Genomic DNA, 15,948 nt, shown 5'->3' on the forward strand with positions numbered 1-15,948 from the left:
GGCTTTTTATTGAATACTGGTTTCAGATGTGCCGGAAGGGGCATGGGAAATCGCAGTCCCTGTTGGCGGCCGGAAATGCAGCGAATACAGAATCCGGTCCAGCACCGCCTGACCATTCCAGGCCGGATCGTTATTCACCATTCCCACCACGGCCCAGGTGGTGTCATTGGCATCCCGCGTGAAGCCTGCGATTGATCTCACGTTTTCCAGGTAGCCGGTCTTGATACGGCCCTCGCCATCCATGCCGGTATTGCGCAGGCGGCGTGCCATGGTTCCATCCATCGCGATGATGGGCATGGAGGCCATAAGGTCTGCCGAGTAAGCGCTATTCCAGGCGTGCTGGAGAATCTGTGCGCCCTGGCGGGCGGTAATGCGGCCGTGCCGGGTGAGGCCGGCACCGTTGTCGATGACCATACCTGCGGTGTTGATGCCTTTGTCTTCGAGCCACTCATAGATCACCCGAATGCCGGCAACCCGGTCGTCGTTCTCGTCTTCCAGGCGGTTCTCGGCGCCAATGGTAAGGAGCAGCTGGCGCGCCATCACGTTACTGCTCCACTTGTTGATATCCCTCACCATGGTGACCAGATCCGGCGAGGTGGTTTTCATGACCAGCCGTGCGTCTTCTGGAGTGACGCCATTGATGTCTCCGCCCGAAATAACCACTCCCAGGTCGGCCAGCAAAGAACGGATCAACGAGGCGCTGTACTGCTCATGGGGCAGCAGCGACAGGTAGGTGGTGCTCCGGCAGCCTTGAGGAAGTTCACCGGTAACCCGAACAGTCACCCGATGGTCTTCATGAATAATGGGTTCCCATTCGAAGTTTCTTCGGGACGGGCAGGGTCCTTCGGCAGTGGCCACTACGCGATTATCGATGACGACCTCGCCCAGAGACGGCGTGCTCCATGCCTGGGTGCCGCGCTCATCGGCGCGCACCTGGAAGTGCATCAGGTTCAGGTTTGTCAGGTAAGCAGAAGGTTCTACCAGAAATGGCGCGTGGGGGTTGTCGCCGTTGTCTTCAAACGCGGGAAAACCACCATCGACTTCAAAGTAACTGCCATCAAGAACCAGGTCGCCCTCGATTCTGTTAATCCCCATGCTGCGCAGCTCGCTCAGCGTTGTCCAGAGCCGTTCGATGGTGAGCTTGGGGTCGCCGCCAAAGCGGACGTAGAGATTACCTTCAAGGGTGTCGCCCGCCATCACTCCATCGGTCAGGAAATCGGTATCCCAGTGGTGATTGGGGCCGAGTACCTCCAGTGCAGCAAAGGTGGTTACCAGCTTCATGATGGAGCCGGGGCTCATCAGGGCATCAGCATTGATGTACTGATTTATTCCGGGGCCATTCAGCGGAATGGCCGCCATACTCATGGCATCTTCATTCTGCAGGGACTGAGCCGCGTAATCTTTCAGCTCATTGGTCCAGAGGCGATTCCCGGAGAAACCGGTGGCGTCGCTCTCGGCAAAGGCGATAGGGGCAGCCGCGATCACAGAAAGAGCCACAAGGGGGGCCAGCATGGGGCGTCTGAATCGAGGACACAGTTTTTCGGCTCTTGAAGAGCCAGAGCGTCGCATACCCGGGATTACCATGGTCACCATCCAATGAGTTCTTATACTTCCACAATAGCCCATCCTGGCGGTTTGTACTATGCAGAAAAGCTCTACATGACGTTAAAAAATGGCAGTAGTGTCGTTGTTTGTATTGAAGTTTTGTGACGCGATGTAAGTGCCCTTGAGAATCATGGGGTTAGGTGGACAAAAATTAACCCCCGGATTGTCAATGACCTTGCGTTCAGATTTATGGGTGCTTTTTCCGGCAGTTCAGTCATGGAATCCGCATCCAAAAGGGCGTTTCCTAGAGAGTGTGTAACCAAGTGTTCCGATAACAACAAAAGGAGGGCACCATGATTGGTATTCCACTAGGTCTTTTGACCGCCAATGCTGTGGAATGGGTATTCCATAAACACGTTCTTCATGAACTGGGCCGAAACAGGGAGAGTTTCTGGTCGTTTCATTGGCACGATCATCACCGCAATGTGCGCCGAAATGGCTTCCTTGATCACGATTACCGTCATCCGCCCTTGACCTGGAACGCCCAGACCAAGGAAGTGGCTGCCCTGGTTGCCGGGGCAGCAGCAGTCACTCCGCTACTGCCTTTAGCTCCATTCTTTGTCGGCACGCTCTACTACAGCGCCTGGAATTACTACCGGGTACATAAGCGCTCACATCTGGATCCAGATTGGGCGCGGGAGAACCTGCCCTGGCACTATGACCACCATATGGGACCGAACCCCAACGCCAACTGGTGTGTGACCAGGCCCTGGTTCGATCACATCATGGGTACCCGGGAGCCAATGGAAAATCGTCAGATTGCGTCATAATGGCGTGGTCTCCAACAGAAGGTTTGTTTATGTCGAAAATGTTGTCTCACAACGTCCACGTGCTGGGCTCTGTCGCCACATCGTCGCTTACCGCCTGGCGCGGATGCCTGGTGGTCAAAAATGTTCCGCAGCCAGAAAAACCGATCGTGCTCTACGATATGGAAGGCTGTCCGTACTGTCGCCGCGTTCGCGAAGCCCTGACTGCACTGAATCTGGATGTGGAAATCCGGCCCTGTCCGAAAGGTGGTTCGGTTTTCCGGGCCCAGGCGGAGGCACTTGGAGGTCGGCAGCAGTTTCCGTTGCTGGCGGACCAGAACACGGGCACGGTCATGTATGAATCCGAGGGAATCATCGAGTATCTGTTCCGGCAGTATGCTGGTCGGTCGGTGCCATCCTACTATCGTGGCCGGGTCTGGCAGCCGGTTCTGGGTTCGGTGGCTTCTGTGACCAGTGCCATGCGGGGGCTTCGGGTGAGCCCGGGCAAACGGCCTGAGCAGCCATTACACCTGTGGAGTTTTGAGGGCAGTCCGTTCTCGCGTTTGGTGCGGGAACGGCTTTGTGAGCTGGAAATTCCCTATACCTTGCACAACCTGGGGAAGGAGCACTGGACGGAAATCGGGCCGGCGAAACAGCGTATCAAGCCAGGGCCCTATACGCCGATTCCCGGTGGCAAGCGGGATGCGTTTTTCCAGGTGCACAAGCGGGTTCAGGTGCCCTATCTTGAAGACCCCAATACTGGCGAAGGCTTATTCGAATCTGCCCGGATTCTTAAGTATCTGGATCGTGAGTACGGGAACTGACTTGTTTGTAAGACTGTCAGCCATGTAGCTGCCGCCCGGGTGGGTCATCCCTTCTCCAGACACGCCGTAAATACTTCCATGTAGGCTCGGTCGGGCCATCCATGGCCCTCCACGGTCTGGCGAAGGGATGACCCACCCGGGCTGTTTGCGCTTTGTGCTATTCGCACTGCAATTTATGTCAGTGGGAGAGCTGATATGGCGAATTGGATTACTCGAAGGAAGTTTCTTATCACTTCCGGCCTTGCGGGAATTGCTCTCAAGTCCCCGATGTTGTTTGCAAATGCATCGGGAATTCCCACTTCATCTCCGATTACCCGCCGGATCCCGGGAGCGAACGAAAGCATCCCGGCGATCGGCATGGGCACCTGGATTACCTTTAACGTTGGTGGTGACGAGCAACTGGTCGCGCAGCGCACCAGAGTCCTCAAAACCTTCTTCGATCTGGGCGGAACCGTTGTGGACGGTTCGCCGATGTATGGCAGTGCCGCGGATGTTATGGGTGAGGCGCTGGATTCTCTGGACGCCCACGACCGGATTTTTGCGGCCACCAAGATCTGGACCGGCGATGAATCAGAAACCCGGTCGGAGGCAGCCCGTTCGAGCAGGCGCTGGGGTGTTGATCAGTTCGATCTGTTACAGGTCCACAATCTGTTGGGCTGGCAGGGGCATCTTGAAACCCTCAAGGAAATGAAAGCCAACGGTGAGGTCCGGTATATCGGTATCACTACGTCTCATGGTCGCCGGCATCGGGAGTTCGCGCAGATCATGGAGCGGGAGCCGCTGGATTTTGTGCAGTTGACCTACAACGTTCTGGATCGGGATGTTGAGGACCGGTTGCTGCCGCTGGCCCGGGAGCGGGGTATCGGGGTGATCGTTAACCGGCCTTTCCAGGGTGGTTCGCTGTTCCGCAGGTTCCAGTCAAAGCCGCTGCCGGATTGGGCCGGGGAGGCCGGCGTCAATAACTGGGCGGAGTTTTTCCTCAAGTACATTATTTCCCATCCGGCCGTGACCTGTGCCATTCCGGCCACGAGCAAAGTTGAGCATATGAAAGAGAACATGGGTGCGCTGTACGGCAAATTGCCGGATGACGATCTGCGCCAGCGGATGGCGGATTATGTGAGGTCTATGTGAGTGGCGCGGACTGGCTGAGCTACTCGCTGCAGGATTTCGTGATGTTCGGACCGCAGGTGTTTCTGCGGTTGTTTGTCCGGATCAACCAAGATCTCTGGCCCTGGCAATTGCTGGCGGTGGTTGCTGCTATCGGTATTCCTGCGCTGCTTCTGCGGCAGGGGGACGCGGCAAGGCGTTTGGCCGTTGGGCTGATGGCAATTGCCTGGGTAACCAGTGGTTACGGGTTTCTGGTGGGCTATTTCGGCCCCATTAACTGGCCGGCGACGTGGTTTGGTTGGGCTTTTGTCGCTCAGGGCGCATTACTCGGGGCCGCCCTGTTTTGCGGTGGTGTCCATAAGGGCCGGCTTCCGATCAGGCAATTTGTCGTACTCTGGCTGGTTGCCGTTTGTGGATTGCCCTTCCTCGCGGTGGCGGATTCCGGTCAGTGGCAGTCGGTCGCGCTCTTCGGCATCGCTCCCGGCACCACCGCTGCGGCAGGAGCCCTGGTCGTTGCGCTGGTAACAGGTCCCTGGCGTTGGCTTTACCCGCCGCTGCTGGTGCTGTGGAGTCTGTTCAGCGCAGCCATGTTATGGGTGCTGCAAACCTGGTGGTTGCTGATCGCCCCGCTGGCTACGCTGCTGCTGGTTGGAGCCGGCTTCTGGCTCAGTCCCAGGCCGGCGCGAAGTCAGGATTAGCAATTCGCTCGTTGCGATCGAGCGCATCAATGGCTCGGATCTCTTCCTCGCTTAACTGAATGTCCAGAGCTTCCAGGTTGGCCTTTTGGTGAGCCGGACGTGTGGAGGAGGGGATGGGTACAACGCCCCTGGAGGCCACCCAGGCGATTGCTACTTGGGCGGGGGTAAGATTTCTTTCACGGGCGATTCGCTGCAGGGTTTCATCTTCCATCACTTTACCAACGGCCAGAGGCATGTAGCCTGTCACAGTGATACCTAGCTTCTGCGCATGCTCCACAACTGTGCGGTTGGCCAGGAAGGGGTGCACCTCAACCTGGTTGGTGAAAATGGGCGTGTCGCCCAGAATCTTTTTCGCCTCATCCATCTGGGCACAGGTAAAGTTGGAAATGCCGATGTGCTCTGCAAGACCCTCGCGTTGGGCGTCTCTCAGGGCACCGAGATATTCTTCCATCGGTACTTCGTCGCCGGGTGATGGCCAGTGAATCAACGCCAGATCTACATGGTCGGTTTTCAGCCTTGCGAGACTGTCGTGGAGGCTGTTGATCAGGTCGCTGGCGTGCAGCTGGTCATGCCAGATCTTGGTGGTCAGGAAAATTTCCCGGCGCGGAATGCCGCTGGAGGTGATGCCGTCACCAACTTCCGCTTCGTTCTCGTACATCTGGGCGGTATCGATATGACGGTAGCCCAGAGACAGGGCACTCTTGACGGCCTCTCGGGCATCATTGCCTTTTAGACGGAACGTTCCCATGCCGATTTTCGGAAGTGCGCTGAATGACATAGTGTCCTCCTTAGCGAATCGTGTGTTTCTAAAGTGGTGCCGGCACACTGGTTCTTCAAGTGGCTCGCGGGTATCATCGCCCGTGAATTAACCCGTGAACCGAAGCATTGAGGCCCGGACGATGTACACCGGTCGTTGCCTGTGTGGCGATATCAGTTTTCAGTATGATGGCCCGCTCGGCCCGGTTGCCCTGTGCCATTGCAGTCAGTGCCGGCGTGCACATGGCAGCGCGTTTTCCGCCAGCGCACCGGTACAAAAGGTGCGGTTCCGGTTCGTATCCGGGGAAGACAGAATTACCGAGTTCGAATCACGCCCGGGCAAATACCGGGGATTCTGCAGTCGCTGTGGCAGCCAACTTTATAGCCGTGTTGATGCGATTCCCGGGATCCTCAGGCTGAGAGTCGGTTGCATCAACGAGCCTTTGGAAAAAGGGCCTTCCCAGCATGTTTTTGTTGGCTCAAAGTCGGACTGGTTCGAGATAACCGACCAACTCCCGCAGTTCGAAAAGACTGAAAGAACCAACGACCCTCACTGAACCGGAACCATCCGGTAAACCTTTCCTCTTGGTGAATCCGTGAGTAGCCAGAGGGCGCCGTCCGGGCCCATGCGCACATCGCGGATCCGTTCGCCGAGATCGGTCAAAAGATCTTCCTCTTCGGTCACTTTGCCGTCCTGAATGCGCAGGCGAACCAGCTTGCGCATTTTTAGCGCCCCGACGAACAGATCCCCCTGCCATTCCGGGAACAGATTCCCGGTATAGAACGCCATGCCTGAGGGCGCGATGGATGGGTCCCAGTAATGCAGTGGCTGGGCCGTGCCTTCCTGGCTGGTTTTACTGGTGATGGGCAGGCCAGAGTAGTCGATGCCGTAGGTGATTGTTGGCCAGCCATAGTCCGTTCCGGCACGGATAATATTGATTTCGTCACCACCCCTAGGACCATGCTCGTGGCTCCAGATCTCGCCCGTTTCCTGATGGATAGTCATGCCCTGGATATTTCGGTTGCCGGTTGTGTAAAAGGTGTCGTTGACGCCGGCGGTGCCGAGGAACGGATTGCCGGGAGCAGGAGTGCCGTCGGTCGTAATCCGGTGAACGCCTCCGGCATCGTCTGCGTTGTCCTGGGCGCGATCCATGTCGCCACGGTCGCCAACCGCCACGTACAGGTTACCCTCCCGGTCGAACTCCATCCGGCCGGCGAAGTGGCGGCCGCCGTTGGAGCGAGGCAGGGCTTCAAAAATCACTTCGACGTCGCTGAGGCGATCACCACTCAAACGCGCGCGAGCTACCCGGGTAGTCATACCCTCCCGGTTTCTGTGGGCGTAGCTCAGGAACAGCACCTGATTCTGCTTGAAGTCCGGATGCAGAATAATGTCCAGCAATCCTCCCTGCCCGGATACAACGAGCTCCGGTACGCCACTGATGGGCGCCTCCACCAACGAACCGTTCCGGATCATCCGCAGCCGACCTTCCCGTTCTGTGACCAGCATGGCGCCATCCGGTAAAAATGCCAGGCTCCAGGGGTGTTCCAGGTTCTGTGCCACGGTTTCGAGGCGAAAATCCGCTCTATCTGAGGAGAAGGTCTGATTTGCCTGGCTCGAGACAGCGACCAGTAACAGGGTGCCGGTCAGGAGAAGGTGCTTGAGAATACCCATTGGAGCCTCCGTTTTTAACGGTGTCATCAGAACATTCAGAGTAGCAGTTGAAGCCGGCGTCGCCGAGGCATACCCCAGACAGAGAATGTATAGGGCGCCGGGTCAATTACGGATCATTGATCCAGTATTGCAAATAACAATTATTCGCATTAAAGTTGCATAGAGTTGGTTCAGTTCAGAGCGGGAGAAAAGGGAATGGCACCCGAACAGGAAATGATTGAGGGTTTGAAGTTGGCGGCAGGCGCAGGTGTGCTTATTGGCCTTGCGGCCATTGGGCTGGCTTTGTCGACCGCTCTTGGGGCATGAGTGTGGCCAGTCGTTCCTTACGATGCACGCCGCAGGTGCCGCAATAACCGCCTTCCGGCAAGAGATATTTCAGGCAACACCCTCTGCGCTGGGGGATTGCCGTGGCCTGCTCACCGAACACGGCCGGAATCCAGTCGATAAACCGGTTCGCATCGTTCTGAAACTGCTCCAGCCAGCCCTGCGCCAATTGGCAGAGCGCATGGGGCTCTGCCAGGTTCCACACGGCTGAAAAAGGTGCTCCCAATCCCAATCCGATGCTGCTCCAGTAAGCGCCAGGGCTGACGCCCAGCTGGCGTCTGAAAACCGGGTACCATTGTGCGGTTATTTCTCCTACCGACTGGACGAAAGTCCTCTCACCAGCCATTTCCCCGCCAGGCACCTGAAACCACCGGGACGTTGTTTGCGACTGTTGGTCCATGGGGGACAGGAAGATTCGTTTGGCGTCCGGCAAAGGCGTCTGGCCATCGCGGAACAGTCTGAGGGTCAGCGGCGCAATTACGCTGAGCGCCAGATCCTGCTGCAGCACAGAAACCAACGCACGTGCGGCCCGGGTGCCGGTGTTGTCCGGATAGTCGGTGCCAACCTGGTCAAGTAGTAGCGACGGTTGCTCCAGGCACTGGGCCAAAGACAATACGCTGCTGCGCTCGTCTTCGGCAGGTCTCAGCGCCTCATTCAGGACCAATTCCCTGTTCAGTTCTGACTGGCTCAGAAGGTGGTTGTAAAGCCGGGCCCATGGGCCGATCCCGGAGTTGTGGTCAGGCTCTGCCATGGCGACTCAACCCCCAGAGGAAGTACAGGCCGCCGACCAGGGCTGCCAGAAGCCCCGCCGGAAGCTGGTTTGGGTAAACCACAATTCGTGACAGGTAGTCGGCTACTCCCAGCAACAGGCCACCGGCAAGGGCTGCGACAACGAGCTGCCGTCCAACGGTCTGCTGGCCCAGTACCCGGGCGAGGTGAGGAGCTATGAGGCCCACGAAACTCAGCGGGCCGATCACGACCGTTGCCGACGCAGTCAGTAATGCGGCCAACAGAAGTAAAAGCAGACGCACTTTTGTCACCGGCAAACCCAGTGAGCTGGCCGATGTCTCTCCCAGGGGAAGAATGCTCAGAGGCCGGATAATCACCAGCAGGCTGGCCGAGATCAACACGATGAGCGCCAACAGGCCGAGAGCCTCGGCTTCCGAGACCAGCCAGGTGGAACCGTACATCCAGTTGAGAAGCTGCGAGGCCACGGTGCCACCGGAAGCCATCACCAGGCGAAGGCCAGCGTCCATAAAGACATACAGAGCGAGCCCGCCAAGTAAAAGCTGGTTACCGGCAAATCGGTGCTTGCGGGCCAGCAAGATCAGTAAACCCAAAGCCGCTCCAGCGCCGAGGGTGGCTGCACCCAGCTGTCCGCCCCGGCCGACGTCGGCGCCGAACAGGACAATCATGACCATGACCACCGCCGCGCCGCCGCTGATGCCCAGCAGTTCCGGGCTGGCCATGGGGTTGCCTGTCATGCGCTGGATCAATGTTCCAGCAAGGCCGAGGGCCATGCCAGCAAGAATTGCAGCCATGAGCCTGGGGCCGCGCCAGACCCAGGCCTCGTGCCACTGGGTGATCGGAGTCCAGCTCCACTCGGTCAGCCCGGGGGACCAGGCCATGGAGATGCAGATGGTGATCAGAAGGAGCATGGCTAAGGCCCCACCGATCACAAGGCTGGAACGTCGCTTCGGCAGGAAGCCGGCGGGGCTGTCGTCCTGCCCGGGCATATGATGGGTATTCTTCAAGCCTTGCAGAGCCAGCAGAATGATCGGCCCGCCGATCAGGGCGGTGGTGGTGCCGGTTGGCACCAGAGACCCGTCACCCCAGGTGGATGCCCAGTGGGCGAGGGTATCGGCCAGCAACAGTAGACCCGCGCCCAGAACACTGCTCCAGATAAGCCGTTCAGGCAGGGTGCGGGCCCCCAGCAGTCTCGCCAGTACCGGTGCCGCAAGACCGATAAACGCCACGACGCCGACCCGGCTCACCACAGTGGCACTCATCATTACAACCAGAAACAGGGCCAGGACGCGGATCAGGCCAACCTTGGCGCCAAGGGAGCGGGCGGAGGTTTGCCCCAGTTGCATAACCTGAAGCGGGCGCATCAACAGAATCATGAATACACCCAGCACCAGCACCCGGGGCCAGAGATCCGTGAACGGTTGCCAGTTGTTCTGGACCAGGGAACCGGCGCCCCAGATAAACAGGTTTCCTAGCCACTCTCCCTTGAGCAGCAGGAACGCCATGTTTACTGCGCCCAGGAAAAAGGTGACAACAAGACCGGCCAGGATCACGGTGACTGGTGAAAAGCCCAGGCGCCAGGTGAGTGCGATAACCAGCCCGATGGCCAGAAAGCCACCGGAGACTGCCGCCAGATCCGGGCTAAGAGCCAGCAAGCCGGGGAAGAACAGGGTCGCGACCGTTATGCCGAACTGACCACCGGCTTCGACACCCAGCGTTGTGGGTGAGGCCAGGGGGTTGCCCAGGATCTGCTGGGTAACCGCGCCCGCAAGGCCAAGGCCACAACCAATCAGGACGGCCATGGCGACCCGCGGTGCCCAGCTATAGTGGGCGAGTACCGAAGCGTAATCATTGGCTTCGAACGTCCAGAAGGCGGCGATCAGATCGGCGGCACTGAGCTGGTCAAACCAGGGTACAGCGCTCGCGAGAAAGGCGCCAAACCAGATCAGCGCCGCAGCCACCGGTAACCTTGCTGGCAGGGAGGGGCGACCGACAGGGCTGTTTGCGGATTCAGCGTACATTGTCTGAACCTCCTGCTATCAGGCTGTCGGCCAGTAACGTCGCCAGCCGCTTGACGGGGAAGACGCCTCCGAACGGCCAGACAGGATCGATCTGGTACACCTGGTCGCGTTGAACAGGTGGCAGATAGGTCCAGAAAGGGCTGTCTGCCAGGGTGTCGGACAACCCGGGCAGGGTCGGAGCAATGACAACAATCCGGGTGTCCTGATAGGGCGCGAGCGCCTCAAGCCCAGCGACCGAGAAACCCCAATAATTACCGGGCTGGGACCAGGCGTTTTCAAGACCAAGGGCGTCGAGGGCACTCTGATAAAGACCGTTTGGCGCATAAACGCGAACATGGCGGTCGTCCAGGAAATTCACCAGCGCCACCGGCCGCTCGGTGAGGTTGGCATTCTCAAGACGACGGCGCTGAGACTGCAGAGTCCGGTCTATGTCGTTGAGAACAGCTGCGGCGCGTTCCTCTCGGTCCAGCATGTCACCCAGAGTGGTGAGCATATCGCGGGCTTTTTCGTAGGGGTTGGAGCCTTTTTTGTAAACACTGACAACGTAGGTTGGCGCAATGCGTTCAAGGAGGTTAGCGGCGGGTGCCATTTCGGAGCTGGTGACGATCAGGTCTGGCTTGAGTTCGGCGATGGCTTCCAGGCTCGGCGCCACCCGGGTACCGATGTTGGCCACGCCCTCGGGAAGTTCCGGTTCCTTGACCCAGACACTGTAGCCGTCGCGATCGGCAACGCCAACTGGAGTCACCCCGAGTAACAAAAGCGCCTCTGTCGCTGCCCAGTTCAGGGCAATAACACGTTGCGGGGTTTTATCCAGGCTGAGCGTGCCTTGCTCATGCTGCCATGTCTCCGCGCTGGCAAACACTGGCAGCAAACCCACAAGAAGTATGAAGCAGAATCGAAACCCCGGGACACGACTAGTGAACATAGGACACCCACTGGCCGGGCGCCCGCTCCATCACCCCCATGGGTACGCCATAAATGGATTCCAGAATGCCGGAATCCATGATTTCACGGGGGCTGCCATCGGCCACAAGCTGCCCGGATTTCAGGGCCACCAGGCGGTCGCAGAATCGTGCGGCAAGATCCACATCGTGCAACACAACGACAACCGTGAGGTCCCTTTGTTCGGCAAGACGATGTACCAGGCGCAGGGTTTCAACCTGATGTTTTACATCCAGGGCCGATATGGGCTCATCAAGAAGCAGGCATCGGGTTTGCTGGGCCAGCAGCATGGCAATCCAGGCGCGCTGGCGTTCACCACCAGAGAGTGTGTCCACGGAGCGATGCTGGAAGGCTCCGAGCCCGGTGTCGTCGATAGCCCCGGTAATCAGTTGGTGGTCTTCGTCGTTATAGCGGCCCAGGGGCCCGCGCCAGGGGTAACGGCCCAGGGCAACCAGCTCGCGAACTGTCAAACCATCAGTGCCCGGGGGATGCTGGGGCAGGTAGCCTACATTGCGGGCAAACTCCCGGGCCCCTGTGTTCCGGAAAGATTTTCCCAGCAGCTGTACTTCACCTGAGGCCGGCGCAAGCTGGCGGGCAAGCACCTTGAGCAGGGTAGACTTGCCGGAGCCGTTGTGCCCGAGCAGGGCTGTCACCTCACCCTCAACGAAACCGAGGTTGAGGTTTTGCAGTATGGTGGTGTCGCCAATACGAACACCGAGATTGGAAACGTCAAAAAAAACAGGCATGCAGGCTCCCGGAATTCTGAGGGCCTGCAGGATAATTTAAATGCGAATCACTATCAATATTTATATCGTTAAACGGCAGCCTGGATCTGACCGGTCTGCACTCGCCATTGGTTGGCGTAGGCGCCATCCTGTTCCAGCAGCTCCCGGTGAGTTCCCTGTTCCAGCACTTTGCCGCCTTCAATGACCGCAATGGAGTCGGCGTCAACTATCGTGGAGAGCCGATGGGCGATCATGATCACGGTCCGGTTATGGCCAATGCGCTTCAGGGATCGCTGGATGGCGGCCTCTGTTTCGTTGTCCACGGCGCTGGTGGCTTCATCGAGTACCAGAATGGGCGGGTCCTTCAGCAATGCCCGCGCCAGCGAGAGGCGTTGCCGCTGTCCTCCCGACAGACGAACACCGCGTTCACCTACTGGTGTATCCAGACCCTCCGGCAGGGCTTCGATGAAGGACCAGGCTTCCGCGGTTTTTGCGGCATCGATGATGTCGGCATCGGTGGCAACCGGGTTCCCGTAAGCCAGGTTTTCCCGGATCGTGCCCTCGAACAGATAGACATCCTGGCTCACAAGCCCGATCGAGCCGCGCAGGGAATTCAGGCTGAGGTCCCGAATGGGTTGGCCATCGATGCGGATTTCGCCGTTGCTCGGGTCGTAGAACCGGAGCAGCAACTTGATCAGGGTGGATTTGCCGGAGCCGGTAGCGCCCACCAGCGCAAGGGTGTTGCCCGCTGGCACGGTCAGGCTGATATCCCGGATACCGGCGCCGCTGGAGGGATAGTGAAAGCTTACTTTGTCCAGCTCAACGTTGCCTTTTACCGGTGCCTCGAGGGCCTTCCCGCCCTCATCACGAACGTGCACGGGTTCGGCCAGAAGGTCCAGAATCCGGCGTGTGCTTGCCATGGCACGCTCGAACAGGTCAATCACCTCGGCAAGGCCTGTCAGCGGCCAGAGCAGGCGCTGGGTCAGAAATACCAGCACGCCATAGGCACCCACGTTCAGGCTGCCCTCGAGGGCCATCATGCCGCCCACCGTAAAGGTGGCCAGGAAGCCGGCGAGGATAGCCATCCGGATGACGGGAATAAACGCGGAGCTGATACGGATGGCCCGGCGATTGGCCTCTACGTAGGCTTCGCTGCTCTCCTTGAGGCGTTTGGCTTCCCGTTGTTCGGCGGTAAAACTCTTGATGGTGGCAATGCCGCCCAGATTGTTCGCCAGACGGCTGGACAGGTCGCCCACTTTTTCCCGAACGTCGGCATACAGTGGCCCTGCTTTGCGCTGGAAATAGAAGGCGCCCCAGATAATCAGGGGAATGGGAGTGAAGGCCAGCAGCGCAATGAGTGGTGAGAGCACGAAGAAGACGGCGCCCACGGCAACGACGGTCACCAGAACCTGAATCATCGCGTTGGCGCCACCATCAAGGAAGCGCTCTAGCTGGTTGACGTCGTCGTTCATGGTGGCCACCAGCTGACCAGAGCTGCGGGCCTCGAAGAAGCTCATGTCGAGGCGCTGGGCATGCTCGTAGGCGTCCTGACGCAGATCCGATTGCAGTCGCTGGGCCAGATTGCGCCAGAGGATCTGGAACAGGTATTCGAACAGGGATTCACCGGCCCAGATAAAGAAGGTGAGTACCGCCAGAATGGTGATCTGTTCCTGAGCGGTTTCAAAGCCCAGGCCTGCCACAAAGCTTTCTTCCTGGTTGACGACCACATCAATGGCGACGCCGATCAGGATTTCAGGGGCAATATCGAACAGTTTGTTGATGATCGAGCAGGTTGTAGCGGCGATGATCTGCCGGCGATATCCCCGGGCGTATCTGAGCAGGCGGGCCAGGGCAGCAAAACTGCTGGTGGTTTTGTGGCTGTGTGAGGACATACTCCGCTTCTCTCCCGTGTATCAGGCAGGCCAGAAGTGAGCCTGCAAATAGTAAGGCGGGAAGGGTAGCGGATCTGCTCTGGTTTTAAAATAGAATCATTATCACCTGCGGGCGTTTCTTTGGAGCCAGCGGTCGAGTTTGTCGGCGAATTCCTTGCGGTCGGTCTGGCTGAAGGGGGCTGGCCCGCCGGTGACCTGGCCGGCGTTGCGCATTTCTTCCATGAAGTTTCGCATGGCCAGGCGCTGGCGGATGTTCTCTTTGGTGAAGGCCTGGCCCCGGGGGTTGAACACGTCGGCGCCTTTTTCGATGGCCTCTGCGGCCAGTGGTATGTCCTGGGTGATCACCAGGTCGCCCTCCTGCATCTGGTCCATGATTTCGTTGTCGGCGACATCGAAGCCATGGGGGACCTGGCGTCGCTTGATGTAGGGGCTCGGGGGCAGGTTGATGGCGTGGTTGGCGATGAAGGTGGTGTCGATTTGCCAGCGGGTGGCGGCGCGGCAGAGGATTTCCCGGATTGGGACGGGGCAGGCGTCGGCGTCGACCCAGATTGGCATGGTGGTTCCTTTCTTTTGGCTTGGTTCTGGTGAGAGTTTACCTTTTGTTTATATGAGCCTGATAGATGTTGTCCGCGTATCTCCTGTTAAGCCTTCGAGGTTGGTGCTGGAGGCATTGGGAGAGCCCTTCCAAAAACCGCTACGAGCACGTCCATGTGCGCTTGTTTCAGGCCATCCTTGGCCTTCAACATTTTTGGAAGGGCTCTCCCAATGCCTCGATCGGACATCGTCAGTTCATCCGCGCATTCCACAGCTTTACAGGATTTTTTCAGGAGGTAACAACTATGCTTGCCAGATCTATCCTCACCGCATTCCTGTCGGTCGCCATGTGTTTCAACGTTTCCGCCGCCGATAACAACGAAGAAGCCTGGGACGCTCTGAGAGACGGGCGGGCTGTGCTTATGCTCCGCCATGCACTGGCGCCCGGCACCGGAGACCCGGGCAACTTTGATATTAACGATTGCAGCACCCAGCGGAATTTGAACGATACAGGCCGGGAACAGGCCCGGGCGTGGAAGCCGTTTCTGGCGGACCACGGCATTACCGAAGCGCGGGTGTTCAGCAGTCAGTGGTGTCGCTGTATGGATACCGCTACAGGAATGAACATGGGTGAGGTGACGGAATGGCCGTCGTTGAATTCGTTTTTCCGGAATCGTGGCGACGGGCCAACTCAGACGCGACAGACGATTACTCTGGTGAACCAGCTCGAAGAAGGCGCGCCGGCTATTCTTGTGTCCCATCAGGTGAACATCACGGGCCTGACCGGGATTTTCCCGTCGTCGAACGAGGGGGCTATTATCGCTTTGCCTTTGTCGGAAGATCCTACGGTGCTGGCGCGCGTCTCGCCCGGGCGTTGATGGTATAATGCTGCGCTCATTTAATTAACAGGAAATGATAATGTCGCAGCTTCCCCCATGCCCGCAGTGCAGTTCCGAGTACACCTATGAGGACGGCGTTCAACTGGTTTGTCCCGAGTGTGGGCATGAGTGGTCCGAGGCGGAGGCTGCGGCGGCGGACGCCGCGAAGATGATTCGCGACGCCAACGGCAATGAGCTTCAGGATGGTGATACGGTTACGGTCATTAAGGATCTTAAGGTAAAGGGCTCCAGTTCCGTGGTTAAAGTCGGCACCAAGGTAAAGAATATCCGCCTCGTGGACGGCGATCATGATATCGACTGCAAGATCGACGGGATTGGTGCCATGAAACTGAAGTCGGAATTTGTCAAGAAGGCCTGATTCCCAGCGTTGCGTCCGGATTCTGTCTCTGTCTCCGTTGGTGATTCTCCGGATTATCTGCGGCTATTTGTCGCACTGAAAAACTTGGATGCATGGGA

General features: G+C 58.4%; 16 protein-coding genes. 7 read left to right on the forward strand and 9 right to left on the reverse strand.

Features of this window, described 5'->3' with window-relative positions; genetic code table 11:
• Window positions 1–6 precede the first annotated feature (6 nt).
• Entirely contained in the window at window positions 7–1,512 is a 1,506-nt protein-coding gene (dacB, locus tag NUW46_RS05775) for a D-alanyl-D-alanine carboxypeptidase/D-alanyl-D-alanine-endopeptidase (protein ID WP_418141596.1), read from the reverse strand.
• Between the two features lie 386 nt (window positions 1,513–1,898).
• Between dacB and NUW46_RS05780 the strand changes: the two genes are divergently transcribed.
• From NUW46_RS05780 to NUW46_RS05795, 4 genes are all read left to right on the forward strand, one after another.
• Window positions 1,899–2,375: a hypothetical protein gene (locus NUW46_RS05780; RefSeq protein ID WP_418141597.1), complete on the forward strand. Its 477-nt coding sequence runs from the start codon at window positions 1,899–1,901 to the stop codon at window positions 2,373–2,375.
• Window positions 2,376–2,404: 29 nt separating this feature from the next.
• Entirely contained in the window at window positions 2,405–3,175 is a 771-nt protein-coding gene (locus NUW46_RS05785; RefSeq protein ID WP_418141598.1) for a glutathione S-transferase N-terminal domain-containing protein, read from the forward strand.
• A gap of 195 nt (window positions 3,176–3,370) precedes the next feature.
• Window positions 3,371–4,306, forward strand: a complete 936-nt coding sequence (locus NUW46_RS05790; protein WP_418141599.1) for an aldo/keto reductase — start codon at window positions 3,371–3,373, stop codon at window positions 4,304–4,306.
• On the forward strand, window positions 4,303–4,980 hold the full coding sequence (locus tag NUW46_RS05795; RefSeq protein WP_418141600.1) for a DUF6064 family protein: 678 nt from the start codon (window positions 4,303–4,305) through the stop codon (window positions 4,978–4,980). The genes NUW46_RS05790 and NUW46_RS05795 overlap by 4 nt, the downstream gene beginning before the upstream one ends.
• On the opposite strand, the gene dkgB is transcribed toward NUW46_RS05795, so the two are convergent.
• Window positions 4,949–5,758: a 2,5-didehydrogluconate reductase DkgB gene (gene dkgB / locus NUW46_RS05800; RefSeq protein WP_418141601.1), complete on the reverse strand. Its 810-nt coding sequence runs from the start codon at window positions 5,756–5,758 to the stop codon at window positions 4,949–4,951. The two genes, NUW46_RS05795 and dkgB, sit on opposite strands and share 32 nt — an antisense overlap.
• Before the next feature lie 121 nt (window positions 5,759–5,879).
• Here dkgB and NUW46_RS05805 point away from each other — a divergent pair, with 121 nt between their 5' ends.
• Window positions 5,880–6,293 (forward strand): GFA family protein, encoded by a 414-nt coding sequence (locus NUW46_RS05805; RefSeq protein ID WP_069184169.1) that lies wholly within the window; start codon window positions 5,880–5,882, stop codon window positions 6,291–6,293.
• Here NUW46_RS05805 and NUW46_RS05810 read toward each other — a convergent pair.
• The 7 genes from NUW46_RS05810 to NUW46_RS05840 all read right to left on the reverse strand — a co-directional run bounded on the left by NUW46_RS05810 (window position 6,287) and on the right by NUW46_RS05840 (window position 14,614).
• On the reverse strand, window positions 6,287–7,408 hold the full coding sequence (locus NUW46_RS05810; RefSeq protein WP_418141602.1) for a PQQ-dependent sugar dehydrogenase: 1,122 nt from the start codon (window positions 7,406–7,408) through the stop codon (window positions 6,287–6,289). The genes NUW46_RS05805 and NUW46_RS05810 overlap by 7 nt on opposite strands.
• A gap of 253 nt (window positions 7,409–7,661) precedes the next feature.
• Entirely contained in the window at window positions 7,662–8,483 is an 822-nt protein-coding gene (locus NUW46_RS05815; RefSeq protein ID WP_418141603.1) for a (2Fe-2S)-binding protein, read from the reverse strand.
• The gene (gene fhuB, locus NUW46_RS05820) at window positions 8,470–10,500 is read right to left on the reverse strand and encodes a Fe(3+)-hydroxamate ABC transporter permease FhuB (protein WP_418141604.1); all 2,031 of its coding nucleotides are present in this window, start codon (window positions 10,498–10,500) and stop codon (window positions 8,470–8,472) included. The genes NUW46_RS05815 and fhuB overlap by 14 nt, the downstream gene beginning before the upstream one ends.
• A complete protein-coding gene (locus NUW46_RS05825; RefSeq protein ID WP_418141605.1) occupies window positions 10,490–11,362 on the reverse strand; it encodes an ABC transporter substrate-binding protein in 873 nt (290 codons plus the stop codon). The genes fhuB and NUW46_RS05825 overlap by 11 nt, the downstream gene beginning before the upstream one ends.
• Before the next feature lie 52 nt (window positions 11,363–11,414).
• Complete coding sequence (locus NUW46_RS05830) at window positions 11,415–12,188, reverse strand: ABC transporter ATP-binding protein (RefSeq protein WP_209398639.1); 774 nt, start codon at window positions 12,186–12,188, stop codon at window positions 11,415–11,417.
• A gap of 68 nt (window positions 12,189–12,256) precedes the next feature.
• A complete protein-coding gene (locus NUW46_RS05835) occupies window positions 12,257–14,059 on the reverse strand; it encodes an ABC transporter ATP-binding protein (protein ID WP_418141606.1) in 1,803 nt (600 codons plus the stop codon).
• Between the two features lie 102 nt (window positions 14,060–14,161).
• Window positions 14,162–14,614: a YaiI/YqxD family protein gene (locus NUW46_RS05840; protein ID WP_069184176.1), complete on the reverse strand. Its 453-nt coding sequence runs from the start codon at window positions 14,612–14,614 to the stop codon at window positions 14,162–14,164.
• 284 nt (window positions 14,615–14,898) lie between these two features.
• Here NUW46_RS05840 and NUW46_RS05845 point away from each other — a divergent pair, with 284 nt between their 5' ends.
• Both NUW46_RS05845 and NUW46_RS05850 read left to right on the forward strand, forming a co-directional pair.
• The gene (locus NUW46_RS05845) at window positions 14,899–15,471 is read left to right on the forward strand and encodes a histidine phosphatase family protein (protein WP_418141607.1); all 573 of its coding nucleotides are present in this window, start codon (window positions 14,899–14,901) and stop codon (window positions 15,469–15,471) included.
• A 40-nt stretch (window positions 15,472–15,511) separates the two neighbouring features.
• Complete coding sequence (locus tag NUW46_RS05850; RefSeq protein ID WP_014576332.1) at window positions 15,512–15,850, forward strand: zinc ribbon domain-containing protein YjdM; 339 nt, start codon at window positions 15,512–15,514, stop codon at window positions 15,848–15,850.
• Window positions 15,851–15,948: the final 98 nt, after the last annotated feature.

Origin of the sequence: Marinobacter sp. MA, assembly GCF_048298425.1 — a bacterium.
Taxonomy (GTDB): domain Bacteria; phylum Pseudomonadota; class Gammaproteobacteria; order Pseudomonadales; family Oleiphilaceae; genus Marinobacter; species Marinobacter salsuginis.

What these genes read in the sequence shown, in the direction of transcription:
- NUW46_RS05835 (WP_418141606.1), bottom strand. Translation starts at nt 14,059, where the DNA reads ATGTCCTCACACAGCCACAAAACCACCAGCAGTTTTGCTGCCCTGGCC.
- NUW46_RS05815 (WP_418141603.1), bottom strand. Translation starts at nt 8,483, where the DNA reads ATGGCAGAGCCTGACCACAACTCCGGGATCGGCCCATGGGCCCGGCTT.
- fhuB (WP_418141604.1), bottom strand. Translation starts at nt 10,500, where the DNA reads ATGTACGCTGAATCCGCAAACAGCCCTGTCGGTCGCCCCTCCCTGCCA.
- NUW46_RS05830 (WP_209398639.1), bottom strand. Translation starts at nt 12,188, where the DNA reads ATGCCTGTTTTTTTTGACGTTTCCAATCTCGGTGTTCGTATTGGCGAC.
- NUW46_RS05785 (WP_418141598.1), top strand. Translation starts at nt 2,405, where the DNA reads ATGTCGAAAATGTTGTCTCACAACGTCCACGTGCTGGGCTCTGTCGCC.
- dacB (WP_418141596.1), bottom strand. Translation starts at nt 1,512, where the DNA reads ATGCTGGCCCCCCTTGTGGCTCTTTCTGTGATCGCGGCTGCCCCTATC.
- NUW46_RS05805 (WP_069184169.1), top strand. Translation starts at nt 5,880, where the DNA reads ATGTACACCGGTCGTTGCCTGTGTGGCGATATCAGTTTTCAGTATGAT.
- NUW46_RS05810 (WP_418141602.1), bottom strand. Translation starts at nt 7,408, where the DNA reads ATGGGTATTCTCAAGCACCTTCTCCTGACCGGCACCCTGTTACTGGTC.
- NUW46_RS05850 (WP_014576332.1), top strand. Translation starts at nt 15,512, where the DNA reads ATGTCGCAGCTTCCCCCATGCCCGCAGTGCAGTTCCGAGTACACCTAT.
- NUW46_RS05840 (WP_069184176.1), bottom strand. Translation starts at nt 14,614, where the DNA reads ATGCCAATCTGGGTCGACGCCGACGCCTGCCCCGTCCCAATCCGGGAA.
- dkgB (WP_418141601.1), bottom strand. Translation starts at nt 5,758, where the DNA reads ATGTCATTCAGCGCACTTCCGAAAATCGGCATGGGAACGTTCCGTCTA.
- NUW46_RS05790 (WP_418141599.1), top strand. Translation starts at nt 3,371, where the DNA reads ATGGCGAATTGGATTACTCGAAGGAAGTTTCTTATCACTTCCGGCCTT.
- NUW46_RS05780 (WP_418141597.1), top strand. Translation starts at nt 1,899, where the DNA reads ATGATTGGTATTCCACTAGGTCTTTTGACCGCCAATGCTGTGGAATGG.
- NUW46_RS05845 (WP_418141607.1), top strand. Translation starts at nt 14,899, where the DNA reads ATGCTTGCCAGATCTATCCTCACCGCATTCCTGTCGGTCGCCATGTGT.